Origin of the sequence: Pseudomonas sp. EA_65y_Pfl2_P74 (assembly GCF_963970575.1) — a bacterium.
GTDB classification, from domain to species: Bacteria; Pseudomonadota; Gammaproteobacteria; order Pseudomonadales; family Pseudomonadaceae; genus Aquipseudomonas; species Aquipseudomonas baetica_A.
Map to the genome: position 1 here is coordinate 122,690 of NZ_CAXAOQ010000016.1, position 11,741 is coordinate 134,430.

The 11,741-nt window shown below is 58.3% G+C and carries 11 protein-coding genes; 7 read left to right on the top strand and 4 right to left on the bottom strand.

Going from position 1 to position 11,741, the window contains the following annotated elements:
* Nucleotides 1-118 precede the first annotated feature (118 nt).
* The 4 genes from zwf (at nt 119) to AACY18_RS15105 (ending at nt 3,882) form a co-directional block, all read left to right on the top strand.
* A complete protein-coding gene (zwf, locus tag AACY18_RS15090) occupies nt 119-1,585 on the top strand; it encodes a glucose-6-phosphate dehydrogenase (protein ID WP_339430944.1) in 1,467 nt (488 codons plus the stop codon).
* Nucleotides 1,572-2,285 carry a 6-phosphogluconolactonase gene (pgl, locus tag AACY18_RS15095; RefSeq protein WP_339465258.1) on the top strand — a complete coding sequence of 238 codons (714 nt, stop codon included), beginning with the start codon at nt 1,572-1,574 and terminating at the stop codon, nt 2,283-2,285. Before zwf ends, pgl begins: the two co-directional genes overlap by 14 nt.
* Before the next feature lie 17 nt (nt 2,286-2,302).
* Entirely contained in the window at nt 2,303-2,968 is a 666-nt protein-coding gene (locus AACY18_RS15100) for a bifunctional 4-hydroxy-2-oxoglutarate aldolase/2-dehydro-3-deoxy-phosphogluconate aldolase (protein WP_075945403.1), read from the top strand.
* Between the two features lie 188 nt (nt 2,969-3,156).
* Complete coding sequence (locus tag AACY18_RS15105) at nt 3,157-3,882, top strand: intradiol ring-cleavage dioxygenase (RefSeq protein ID WP_339430942.1); 726 nt, start codon at nt 3,157-3,159, stop codon at nt 3,880-3,882.
* Nucleotides 3,883-3,887: 5 nt separating this feature from the next.
* Here the strand turns inward: AACY18_RS15105 and AACY18_RS15110 are convergent, their stop codons facing one another.
* Complete coding sequence (locus AACY18_RS15110; RefSeq protein ID WP_339465260.1) at nt 3,888-5,069, bottom strand: aminotransferase class V-fold PLP-dependent enzyme; 1,182 nt, start codon at nt 5,067-5,069, stop codon at nt 3,888-3,890.
* Nucleotides 5,070-5,098: 29 nt separating this feature from the next.
* Nucleotides 5,099-5,335, bottom strand: coding sequence for a DUF3820 family protein (locus AACY18_RS15115; protein ID WP_003227425.1), 237 nt, complete (start codon nt 5,333-5,335; stop codon nt 5,099-5,101).
* Between the two features lie 205 nt (nt 5,336-5,540).
* Here AACY18_RS15115 and AACY18_RS15120 point away from each other — a divergent pair, with 205 nt between their 5' ends.
* Entirely contained in the window at nt 5,541-6,008 is a 468-nt protein-coding gene (locus AACY18_RS15120; protein WP_339465262.1) for a ferritin-like domain-containing protein, read from the top strand.
* A gap of 123 nt (nt 6,009-6,131) precedes the next feature.
* Here AACY18_RS15120 and AACY18_RS15125 read toward each other — a convergent pair whose 3' ends face one another.
* Together AACY18_RS15125 and AACY18_RS15130 are read right to left on the bottom strand one after the other, a co-directional pair.
* Entirely contained in the window at nt 6,132-6,602 is a 471-nt protein-coding gene (locus AACY18_RS15125) for a MaoC family dehydratase (RefSeq protein WP_071553717.1), read from the bottom strand.
* Between the two features lie 42 nt (nt 6,603-6,644).
* A complete protein-coding gene (locus AACY18_RS15130; RefSeq protein ID WP_339465263.1) occupies nt 6,645-7,589 on the bottom strand; it encodes an alpha/beta hydrolase in 945 nt (314 codons plus the stop codon).
* Nucleotides 7,590-7,828: 239 nt separating this feature from the next.
* On the opposite strand from AACY18_RS15130, the gene fadD2 reads away from it, so the two are divergent.
* Both fadD2 and fadD1 read left to right on the top strand, forming a co-directional pair.
* Nucleotides 7,829-9,517, top strand: a complete 1,689-nt coding sequence (fadD2, locus tag AACY18_RS15135; RefSeq protein WP_221730730.1) for a long-chain-fatty-acid--CoA ligase FadD2 — start codon at nt 7,829-7,831, stop codon at nt 9,515-9,517.
* 360 nt (nt 9,518-9,877) lie between these two features.
* Nucleotides 9,878-11,575, top strand: a complete 1,698-nt coding sequence (gene fadD1, locus AACY18_RS15140; RefSeq protein ID WP_339430937.1) for a long-chain-fatty-acid--CoA ligase FadD1 — start codon at nt 9,878-9,880, stop codon at nt 11,573-11,575.
* Nucleotides 11,576-11,741: the final 166 nt, after the last annotated feature.

Here is an 11,741-nt window from a genome sequence, read left to right on the forward strand (position 1 = left end):
CCGACCACCACTCGGAATCTGTATTCTGTGAAAATGTTGTGGTTATTACTACATTTTCCCTTGAGTGATGCCTTGAAAAAAGGTATTTGTAGCTTAACTTGATAAAAGAACAAACATCATGCCTTCGATTACGGTTGAACCGTGCACCTTTGCCTTGTTCGGCGCTCTTGGCGATCTGGCCCTGCGCAAGCTGTTTCCTGCCCTTTATCACCTCGATGGCGCCGACCTGTTGCACGAGGACACGCGCATTATCGCGCTGGCCCGTGAAGCCGGCTCCGAGCAGCAGCACATGGCGTTCATCGCCGATGAACTGCGCCGCTACGTCGGCAAGGAGTTGGACGAGGCCGTCGCCGAGCGCTTTCTGGCGCGCCTGACCTACCTGCACGTCGACTTTCTCAAGGCTGAAGATTATGTAGCGCTGGCCGAGCTGGCGGGCAGTTCGCAGCGCATGATTGCCTATTTCGCCACGCCGGCGGCGGTGTACGGCGCTATCTGCGAGAACCTGGCGAACGTCGGTCTGGCGCAAAACACCCGCGTGGTACTGGAAAAGCCGATTGGCTCCGATCTCGAATCCTCGCGCAAAGTGAACGATGCCGTGGCGCAGTTCTTCCCGGAGAACCGCACTTATCGTATCGACCACTACCTGGGCAAAGAGACCGTTCAAAACCTGATCGCCTTGCGTTTTGCCAACAGCCTGTTCGAAACCCAGTGGAACCAGAACTACATTTCCCATGTGGAAATCACGGTGGCCGAGAAGGTCGGCATCGAAGGCCGTTGGGGTTACTTCGACAAGGCCGGTCAGCTGCGCGACATGATCCAGAATCACCTGTTGCAACTGCTCTGCCTGATCGCCATGGATCCACCGGCCGATCTGTCCGCCGACAGCATCCGTGACGAAAAAGTAAAAGTGCTCAAGGCGCTCGCGCCGATCAGCCCGGAAGGCCTGACCACTCAAGTGGTGCGCGGCCAGTACATCGCCGGTCACAGTGAAGGCAAGTCCGTACCGGGCTACCTCGAAGAGCCGAATTCCAATACCCAGAGCGACACCGAAACCTTCGTCGCCCTGCGTGCCGACATCCGCAACTGGCGCTGGGCCGGCGTGCCGTTCTACCTGCGAACCGGCAAGCGCATGCCGCAAAAGCTGTCGCAGATCGTCATCCACTTCAAGGAACCCTCGCACTACATCTTCGCCCCCGAGCAGCGCTTGCAGATCAGCAACAAACTGATCATCCGCCTGCAACCGGACGAAGGCATTTCCTTGCGCGTGATGACCAAAGAGCAGGGCCTGGACAAAGGCATGCAACTGCGCAGCGGCCCGCTGCAACTGAATTTCTCCGACACCTGGCGTAGCGCGCGGATCCCCGATGCCTACGAGCGGTTGTTGCTGGAAGTGATGAACGGCAATCAGAACCTGTTTGTCCGTAAAGATGAAATCGAAGCCGCGTGGAAGTGGTGTGACCAGTTGATCGCCGGATGGAAAAAATCCGGTGACGCGCCCAAGCCGTACGCGGCCGGGTCGTGGGGGCCGATGAGTTCCATTGCATTGATCACGCGGGACGGGAGGTCGTGGTATGGCGATATCTGATGTGAAACTGCCCGAGGGCGTGAACGCCCATGAATTCAAGAGCCCGGCGACGCTGGCCGAAGGCTTGGCGCTTAACGTTGCCAAGCAACTGACCGATGCTATTGCTGCACGCGGCAACGCTGTGCTGGTGGTGTCCGGCGGTCGTAGCCCGGTGGCGTTTTTCCAGCACCTGGCCAAGCAGGCACTGGACTGGTCGAAGGTCGTCGTGACCCTCGCCGACGAACGCTGGGTGCCGGTCGAACACGCCGACAGCAATGCCGGTCTGCTCAAGCAGTACCTGCTCAAAGGCCCCGCCGCCAAGGCGCAATTTCTGAGCCTTTACAGCGCTGCGGCGAATGTCGAACAAGCCGCCGAGCAGGCTGACCGTCTGCTCGCCGAATTGCCGGCGATTGACGTGTTGGTGCTGGGCATGGGCGACGACGGTCATACCGCGTCGCTGTTTCCCGATAGCCCGAACCTCACTGAGGCGTTGCAGGTCGACGGCACCCGCCGTTGCTGGCCGATGCTGGCGCCCACCGTGCCGCATCAGCGTCTGAGCATGAGCCGTGCGCTGCTGGCGTCGGCGAAGCACAAGATTCTGTCGATTTCCGGTCAATCGAAACTGACCACCCTGAATGCCGCGCTGGCATCCGACGATGTCGCTGCCATGCCGGTTCGCGCGTTTCTGCAACCCACGTTAGAGATTTACTGGTGCCCATGAGCCAAGGAACAGCCGCTATGAAAAACCCATCCCCGACCGTTTCCATGGCGGACAAAGTTGCCCTGATCGACAGCCTCTGCGCCAAGGCGCGGATCCTGCCGGTGATCACCATCGCTCGTGAACAGGACGTGCTGCCACTGGCCGACGCCCTGGCCGCAGGTGGCCTCACCGCGCTGGAAGTGACCCTGCGTTCGCAGTTCGGTCTCAAGGCCATCCAGATCCTGCGCGAACAGCGTCCGGAACTGATGACCGGTGCCGGCACCGTGCTTGATCGCAACATGCTTGCGGCGGCCGAAGCGGCGGGTTCGCAATTCATCGTCACCCCAGGCATCACCCGCGACCTGCTGGAAGCCAGCGTCGACAGCCCGATTCCGCTGTTGCCGGGCATCAGCAACGCCTCCGGCATCATGGAAGGCTACGGTTTGGGCTATCGCCGCTTCAAGCTGTTCCCGGCTGAAGTGAGCGGTGGCGTGGCGGCAATCAAGGCCCTTGGCGGCCCGTTCGGTGAAGTGAAATTCTGCCCGACCGGCGGCGTGGGCCCTGCCAACATCAAGAGCTACATGGCGCTGAAAAACGTCATGTGTGTAGGCGGTAGCTGGATGCTGGATCCGGAGTGGATCAAGAACGGCGACTGGGCACGCATTCAGGAATGCACCGCCGAGGCATTGGCGCTGCTGGACTGATGCTTGTGGATTGACAGCTTTACCTGACACTTCGTTGTGTGTTCTACGGCTTTACGGTGCGCTTGGTCGGTGCACCGTTTTTTTTTGCCCTGAAAAAGTCGCAGATACATTGCTCGATACATAGTTACCGCACCGAGTTTTGCGCACGACGCTAATCTGCGCTCTTCTTATGGAAGAGAGCACCTGTCATGGATCGAGATCCCGCATCCCCATCACCGCAACCTGTATATCAACTGGCCCCCGAGCAAATCGCCGGGCCGTATTTTCGCAATCCCAAACTGTTGCGTCGCAACATCAGCGAAGGTGCTGAAGGCCTGCCGTTGATCCTGCGCCTGACCATTGTCGATGCAATGACCGGTGAGCCGGTCAGTGGCGCCCTCGTGGACATCTGGCATTGCAATGCGCGAGGGGCCTATTCGGGCTGGAGCCGGATCAATCCCGATCTCGAAGTCGAGGTTGAAGATATCGGCTCGATCCCGCGCACCGACGACCACACCTACCTGCGTGGCAGCCAGTTTTGCGATCAAAAGGGCAGGGTACGTTTCACGACGATCTATCCGGGATTCTATGCCGGTCGCACGCTGCACATTCATGTCGCGGTGCGTATGGTTGCCGGCAGTGAATACCTTGATGAGCGTTGTGTGGCGTGGGTGGGGCAGTTGTACTTTCCCGAGGTCGTTTCACGCTCGGTGCTCAATGCCAAAGCCTATCGGGGGCGGGCATCGTTGCCGCTGGACAACGGCCAGGACAGTATTTACGCCGGTATGGGCGGCGAAGCCTCGACCCTCGCTGTCTGGCCGATCGGTCGCGACTCCCACGAGGACGGCTATTTCGGCCACCTCACCCTCGGCATCGACACCTTTGCGGTGTCGACGCAGATCAGGCCCGAGGACTTCGACAAGTACACCGTATAGCCGCGTTAACGCAGCTCGTTGAGCGCACGGGTCAACAACTGCATGTCGGCAGACGTGGTGGTCAGCCCCGGCGTGATGCGAATGCACGGTCCACAGGCTGCGCCAGTGCGCACAACGGTAAACAGGTTGTAGTCGTTGAGCAGTCGCTCAGCCATCGCCTGTTGATCGTCGTGGCGGGTGAAACGCATAGAAGTGATCCCGCAAAACAGCCGTGGATCGTCCGGGGTCATGACTTCAATGCCCGGCAAGTGCCGCACCGCGCTGACCCAAAGATTGCGCAGGTAATTGAGGCGTGCACCTTTGGCCGGTGCGCCGCCGAGCGAACGGTGCTCCTCGAATACCAACGGGAGGCTCATCAGCGCTGGAATATTGGGCGTGCTGTAGGAAGTGCGGCTGCGGATATCGTTGACCGAATAGTGCATCTCGCCCATGTCCGGATCGATGTCGGCCAGGCGCTGCGGGGCGATATAGAGAAAGCCAAGGGTCAGGGGCGCGCCGATCCATTTGTGCAGGTTGTAGCCGGCGAATGCGATGCCCATTGCTCCCAGATCGAACTCGATCTGGCCCAGGGCATGGGCTCCGTCGAGGATGATGTCGACGCCGTGCTCCTTGGCCAGCGCGGCAATAGCCTGCACCGGCATCACCAGGCCGGTGCGATGGGTGACATGCGTCAACGCCATCAGCTTGAGTTTCGGGTGGCGGATGAACACCTCACGGTAGGCCTGCAGCAAACTGTCGAAACTCGCCGGGTGCGCGTGGGCAATCTCGATCACCTCTACACCGCGATGTTTTGCCAGCCAACGCATGGCGCCTTTTACCGTGTCGTATTCCAGGTCACAGATCAGCACTTGATCGCCCGGTTGCAGGCGGTTGTAGTTGCGGATCAGCGATTGCAGGCCTTCGGTGGCGTTTCGTGTGAAGGCAACGCTTTGCGCGCGTACGCCCATCAACTCGGCCAGTTGCGCGCGAATGTCGAGGTTGTCGTGCTGTTCGAAGCGTTGGCGCACATACACCGAGTTGCTGTTGTTGATCCGCTCGATGTTGCGCTGGTACTCCTCGATCACCGTGCGCGACATGCGCCCGAAGTAACCGTTTTCCAGGTTCACGGGGCCGGGTTGAGCGTCATAACGATCGGCGAACGTCTGCCAGAAGGCTTCGTCACGGGCGCGGCGGGTGTTGTCGGGCATGGTTGGCAAGCTCTGTAGAGGAGGGCGCGTCAGTGGCGCGGGGCAGGTTTGCCGTGTTTTGCGCGTAGCGGTTCGAGCAAGTCAGAGAGGCCGTTGTGGTCGATTTCCTGCATCAAGGCCAGCAAGCCACCGAGTTCACCGTGGGGGAAGCCTTCGCGGGCGAACCAGTTGAGATAAGGCCCCGGCAGGTCGGCAATGATCCGGCCCTTGTATTTGCCAAAGGGCATTTCGCGGGTGATCAACAGTTCGAGTTTTTCGGGATTCATCAGTGAGATCGTCTGGCTTCAAATCAGAGTGGAAAATACAGGCATTCTGCATGCAGGCCAAATGACAGATCATGCAAATATCCTTGATACAGATAGTTCATTTACATTTAAAGCATTGATATATAAAGATTTTTTTATTTATAGAAACTGGCACGCACACTGCAATATCCCTTGCATCTTCAACCAACCGCAAGGAATTGAAAAAATGACTGACATGAATAAAGAAGCCATCTCTGTACTCAATGACCTGATTGAAACCAGCAAAGACGGTCAGGAAGGGTTCAAGACTTGCGCTGAAGACATCAAGCATCCTGAACTCAAAACGCTGTTCACCACCCGCTCTGCCGATTGCGCTACCGCCGCTGCGGAACTGCAAGCTGAAGTGCGCAAACTGGGCGGTGATCCGGAAACGTCCACCAGCGTCAGCGGTGACCTGCATCGCCGTTGGGTTGACGTCAAAGCGATGTTTACCGGCAAGGACGAAGAAGCTGTGCTTAACGAAGCCGAGCGCGGTGAAGACCATGCGCTGAAGGCTTATCGTGAAGCCATGGAGAAAATCAACAAGCACAATCTGGTCGGTATTCGCGACCTGGTTGAACGCCAGTTCCATGGTGCGCAACGCAACCACGACCAGGTGAAAGCCCTGCGTAACCAGGCTCGCGCTCGTTCGTAAGCCACGCTGAAAAAAACGGTGGGAGCGGGCTTGCTCTCGAATGCGGTGTGTCATGCAACGATGATGTTGCTGACACGACCTCTTCGCGAGCCAGCCCGCTCCCACTTTGTGTTGTGCAGCCAATCAGCCGATGCTGATCGCCGGCAAGGTTGGCAGGGTTACGGTCTGTTGTTTGCGCGGCGCCAGAATCTCAGCTTCGCCATCGACGACTAACTCATCACGCTGGTTGAACACGCGAGTGGCGATCCGCACGCGAAACTTCGGCAGCTTCTCAAGGATTTCCAGGCGCACGGTCAGTGTGTCGCCAATCTTTACCGGCTTCTGAAAACTCATCTGCTGACCGATATAAATAGTCCCCGGCCCAGGCAATTCGCAGGCAACGGCTGCACTGATCAGCGCACCGCTGAACATGCCGTGGGCGATGCGTTCCTTGAACATGCTGGCGGCGGCAAATTCGGCGTCCAGGTGTACCGGGTTGTGGTCGCCGGACATGGCGGCGAACAACTGAATGTCGCGCTCTTCGACAGTCTTGCTGTAGCTGGCAGTCTGGCCGACTTCGAGGGCTTCGTAAGGGGTGTTGGTAACCTGGGTCATCGGTCTGGGTTCCTGTGACGGATTAAATGAATCCACAAAAAATTATTCGCTGCGATGAGGGCGCGGATGGCTCAGGGCCTGATTGATCCAGGTCAGCACATCGGCGATCACTTCGTCGCGATTGGTTTCGTTGAACAATTCGTGCCGCGCCTGCGGATAGATCTTCAGTTGCAGGTTGTGGCTGCCGGCCGTGCGCAAGGCATTGGCCAGATCTGTCAGACGCTTGCCTTCACTGACCGGATCACATTCGCCGCCGATCACCAGCAGCGGCAGGCCCGGGTCGATCTGGGCGAGAGTGGACGCTTTGCTGATTTGCTGCAAGCCGCCGAGCAAGTCGATCCACAGCTGATTGGTGCAGCGAAAGCCGCACAGCGGGTCGGCAGCGTACTTGTCGACTTCGGCCGGATCGCGGCTGAGCCAGTCGAACGGTGTGCGCACCGGTTTGAATTTTTTGTTGAACGAGCCGAACGACAACCACTCGATCAGCGCACTGCGACCCTTGGCGCCCTGACGCAGTTTTTCCAGGCGGGCGATCTGCCGCGCGGCGCCGTACAGCGCTACCGGTTGAAAGTTCGAACCGCTGAGAATCGCCCCGTGCAGGCTGGCGCTGTGGTGCAGCAGGTAACCTTGGGCCAGGTAGCTGCCCATGCTGTGCCCGAGCAGAATGATCGGTACGCCGGGATGTTGCTGGCCGATGTACTGATTGAGGCTGGCCAGATCACCGACGACTTTGCACCAGCCATCGCTCTCTGCGAAATGCCCCAGGGTGCCGTTTTCGGCGGTTTTGCCATGTCCACGCAGGTCCGGGGCGTACACGCCGTAGCCCTGGGCGCAGAACCTTTCAGCCAGCCGTTGGTAGCGCCCGCTGTGCTCGGCCATGCCATGGGCCAGCAGGATCAACGCTTTCAGCGGAGTCTTGGGCAACCACAGATTGACGAAGAGGCGGCGGCGGTCACTCGCGTCCAGCCATAAAGTGTCGTGGATCATGGCGATTCCTTTGCTCAGAGTCGAAACAGTGTATAGCGCATTCGTTGTTCTTCGTCTGATCAGCCCACACGACGGCAGGAAGATTCATACGATCAATGACGGCTTTGCCCGTATTTGCCTGATTGGCCATAACTGCTAGTGTCCGTGAAGCTCCGCTTTTTGCTTTCTGCTTTCAAGGGATGAACGAGAAATGACAGAAACGCGGCCCCGGATCAGCTCAGGTAAAGAGGACAAGAACAATGCAACCTGATTTCTGGAATGACAAACGCCCGGCCGGCGTACCGCTGGACATCGACATGGGTGAATTCAAGTCGGTGATCGAGGTGTTTGAGCGTTCCTGCAAGAAGTTCGCCGATCGCCCGGCCTTCAGCAACATGGGCGTGACCTTGACCTACGCAGAACTTGAGCGCCAGAGCGCTGCCTTCGCAGGGTACCTGCAAGCGCATACCGATCTTGCGCCCGGGGACCGCATCGCGGTGCAGATGCCCAATGTCCTGCATTACCCGATTGCCGTGTTCGGCGCCTTGCGCGCCGGGCTGATCGTGGTCAACACCAACCCGCTGTACACCGCGCGGGAGATGCGCCATCAGTTCAAGGATTCCGGCGCTCGAGCGCTGGTGTACCTGAACATGTTCGGCCAGAAAGTTCAGGAAGTGCTGGCCGACACCGACATTCAATACCTGATCGAAGCGAAGATGGGCGACCTGATGCCCACAGCCAAAGGCTGGCTGGTCAACACCGTGGTCAGCAAAGTGAAGAAAATGGTGCCGGCGTATTCGCTGCCCCAGGCGATCTCCTTCAAAAGCGCATTGCGCATGGGGCGTGGGCTGGGCATCAAACCCCTGAAGGCCAGCCTCGACGACATCGCCGTGCTGCAATACACCGGCGGCACCACGGGGCTGGCCAAGGGTGCAATGCTGACCCACGGCAATCTGGTGGCGAACATGCAGCAGGTGCGGGCCTGTCTCGCGCAACTGGGCCCTGACGGGCAGCCACTGCTGCGCGAGGGCCAGGAAGTGATGGTCGCGCCGCTGCCGCTTTATCACATCTATGCTTTCACCGCGAATTGCATGTGCATGATGGTGTCCGGCAATCACAACGTGCTGATCACCAACCCGCGCGACATTGCCGGGTTTATCAAGGAACTGAAAAACTGGCGTTTCTCGGCGCTGCTGGGTTTGAACACATTGTTCGTTGCGCTGATGGAACACCCGGATTTCAAGACGCTGGATTTCTCCAGCCTTAAACTGACCAACTCCGGCGGCACCGCGCTGGTCAAAGCCACGGCCGAACGCTGGGAGCAGCTCACCGGTTGCCGCATCACCGAAGGTTACGGCCTGACCGAAACCTCGCCGGTGGCCTGTACCAACCCCTACGGCGACCAGTCGCGTCTGGGTACGGTTGGCCTGCCGGTGCCGGGTACGCTGTTGAAAGTCATCAACGATGACGGCGTCGAACAGCCGATGGGCGAGCGTGGCGAGTTGTGCATCAAAGGCCCGCAAATCATGAAAGGCTACTGGCACAAACCTGAAGCCACCGCTGAAGTGCTGGATGCCGAGGGCTGGTTCAAGTCTGGCGACATCGCCGTGATCGACCCGGACGGCTTTGTGCGCATCGTCGATCGCAAGAAGGACATGATCATCGTCTCCGGTTTCAACGTTTACCCGAACGAGATCGAAGATGTGGTCATGGCCCATCCGAAAGTCGCCAACTGCGCGGTGATCGGTGTACCGGACGAGCGTTCGGGCGAGGCGGTTAAGCTGTTTGTGGTGGCGCGCGAAAGCGGTGTAAGTCTTGAAGAGCTCAAGGCTTACTGCAAAGAGAATTTCACCGCCTACAAAGTGCCGAAACACATTGTCTTGCGTGAGTCGTTGCCGATGACGCCTGTAGGGAAAATTCTGCGACGTGAGTTGCGCGATATCGCCTGATCGATAAATAGCCGCGCTTTGCGCGGATCGCGGGCAAGCCACGCACCCACAGGTATCTATGCAGATCTTGTGGATGCAGGCTTGCCCGCGATGCTTTTTGGAGGAATACCCCCGAATTACGGGGCTTTCAGGGTGTTATAGGATTTTTGCTCTAAAATGACTGCTAGAGAGTCTTGAGTCATCAATGTGACTGTAGGGGCCGCTTTTGGCTCTAGTCGACCCTCGGCAAAGCTGCTACTCTCGGCGCGCTTTGTGACGTCTCGGCCTATCCAGAAGCCAGATTCACCAATACAAAACACACACCAATAATAATCGCATCAAATGCGGTGAAGAATTCGCGTTGCTGAGGAGTGGGCTTCCATGATCGAAGACTTTTGGAAGGATAAATACCCGGCTGGAATTGCTGCCGACATCAATCCAGACGAGTATCCGAACATTCAGGCAGTGTTGAAGCAATCCTGCCAACGCTTCGCCAACAAACCGGCTTTCAGCAACCTGGGCAAGACAATCACCTACGGTGAGTTGTACGAATTGTCCGGTGCGTTTGCCGCGTATCTGCAACAGCATACCGATTTGCAGCCCGGTGATCGAATCGCCGTGCAACTGCCCAACGTTCTGCAGTACCCGGTGGCTGTCTTCGGTGCCATCCGCGCCGGGCTGATTGTGGTCAACACCAACCCGCTGTACACCGCGCGGGAAATGGAACACCAGTTCAACGACTCCGGTGCCAAAGCGCTGGTGTGCCTGGCGAACATGGCGCACCTGGCTGAAGCCGTGGTGCCGAAAACCGGCGTCAAACACGTCATCGTCACTGAAGTCGCCGATCTGTTGCCACCGCTCAAGCGCCTGCTGATCAACAGCGTCATCAAGTACGTGAAGAAGATGGTTCCGGCTTATCACCTGCCTAAAGCCGTCAAGTTCAACGACGTGCTGAGCAAGGGGCAGGGCCAGCCAGTGGCTGAAGCCAACCCGGACAGCGGTGATGTTGCGGTGCTGCAATACACCGGCGGCACCACCGGCGTTGCCAAAGGCGCGATGCTGACTCATCGCAACCTCGTGGCCAACATGCTGCAATGCAAAGCGCTGATGGGCTCCAATCTTAATGAAGGTTGCGAAATCCTGATCACGCCGCTGCCGCTGTACCACATCTACGCGTTCACCTTTCATTGCATGGCGATGATGCTGATCGGCAACCACAACATCCTGATCAGCAACCCGCGTGACCTGCCGGCAATGGTCAAGGAACTGTCGAAGTGGAAGTTCAGTGGTTTCGTTGGCCTTAACACGCTGTTCGTGGCGCTGTGCAACAACGAAGGCTTCCGCAAGCTGGATTTCTCCGCGCTGAAAGTCACCCTGTCCGGCGGCATGGCCCTGCAACTGGCCGCCGCCGAGCGCTGGAAAGCCGTGACCGGCTGCGCCATCTGCGAAGGTTACGGCATGACCGAAACCAGCCCGGTGGCGACGGTCAACCCGATCCAGAACATTCAGATCGGCACCATCGGTATTCCGGTGCCATCGACGCTGTGTAAAGTCATCGACGATGCCGGTGTCGAGCAGCCACTGGGTGAAATCGGCGAACTGTGCATCAAGGGCCCGCAGGTGATGAAAGGCTACTGGCAGCGCCAGGACGCCACCGATGAAATGCTCGACAGCGACGGCTGGTTGAAGACCGGTGATATCGCGCTGATCCAGCCGGATGGCTACATGCGCATTGTCGATCGCAAGAAAGACATGATTCTGGTCTCCGGTTTCAACGTCTACCCGAACGAGTTGGAAGACGTGCTGGCGACTCTGCCGGGCGTGCTGCAGTGCGCGGCTATCGGCGTGCCGGACGAGAAATCGGGCGAGGCGATCAAGATCTTCATCGTTGCCAAGCCAGGCGTAACACTGACCAAAGAGCAGGTAATGGAGCACATGCGCGCCAACGTCACCGGCTACAAGGTGCCGCGTTCAGTGGAGTTCCGCGATACGCTGCCAACCACCAACGTCGGCAAGATCCTGCGCCGCGAGTTGCGTGATGAAGAGCTGAAGAAGATCAAGGCGAAGAACGCCGCGTAAAGCAAAAAGCCCTGCAGATGCAGGGCTTTTTGCTTTTGGTTGTCTCGTCCTGAATAAGGTTTACACCTTCTGGCTTCTTATCAGGAGGGGGCAATGGATACGGGCGCAAAACGTAGTCAACGCGATTACACGCTGACTTTTAAATTGTCGGTTGTCGACCAAGTCG

Excerpts from the sequence above, each read along its gene's own strand:
- zwf (WP_339430944.1), top strand. The coding sequence starts at position 119 with ATGCCTTCGATTACGGTTGAACCGTGCACCTTTGCCTTGTTCGGCGCT.
- pgl (WP_339465258.1), top strand. The coding sequence starts at position 1,572 with ATGGCGATATCTGATGTGAAACTGCCCGAGGGCGTGAACGCCCATGAA.
- AACY18_RS15100 (WP_075945403.1), top strand. The coding sequence starts at position 2,303 with ATGAAAAACCCATCCCCGACCGTTTCCATGGCGGACAAAGTTGCCCTG.
- AACY18_RS15105 (WP_339430942.1), top strand. The coding sequence starts at position 3,157 with ATGGATCGAGATCCCGCATCCCCATCACCGCAACCTGTATATCAACTG.
- AACY18_RS15110 (WP_339465260.1), bottom strand. The coding sequence starts at position 5,069 with ATGCCCGACAACACCCGCCGCGCCCGTGACGAAGCCTTCTGGCAGACG.
- AACY18_RS15115 (WP_003227425.1), bottom strand. The coding sequence starts at position 5,335 with ATGAATCCCGAAAAACTCGAACTGTTGATCACCCGCGAAATGCCCTTT.
- AACY18_RS15120 (WP_339465262.1), top strand. The coding sequence starts at position 5,541 with ATGACTGACATGAATAAAGAAGCCATCTCTGTACTCAATGACCTGATT.
- AACY18_RS15125 (WP_071553717.1), bottom strand. The coding sequence starts at position 6,602 with ATGACCCAGGTTACCAACACCCCTTACGAAGCCCTCGAAGTCGGCCAG.
- AACY18_RS15130 (WP_339465263.1), bottom strand. The coding sequence starts at position 7,589 with ATGATCCACGACACTTTATGGCTGGACGCGAGTGACCGCCGCCGCCTC.
- fadD2 (WP_221730730.1), top strand. The coding sequence starts at position 7,829 with ATGCAACCTGATTTCTGGAATGACAAACGCCCGGCCGGCGTACCGCTG.
- fadD1 (WP_339430937.1), top strand. The coding sequence starts at position 9,878 with ATGATCGAAGACTTTTGGAAGGATAAATACCCGGCTGGAATTGCTGCC.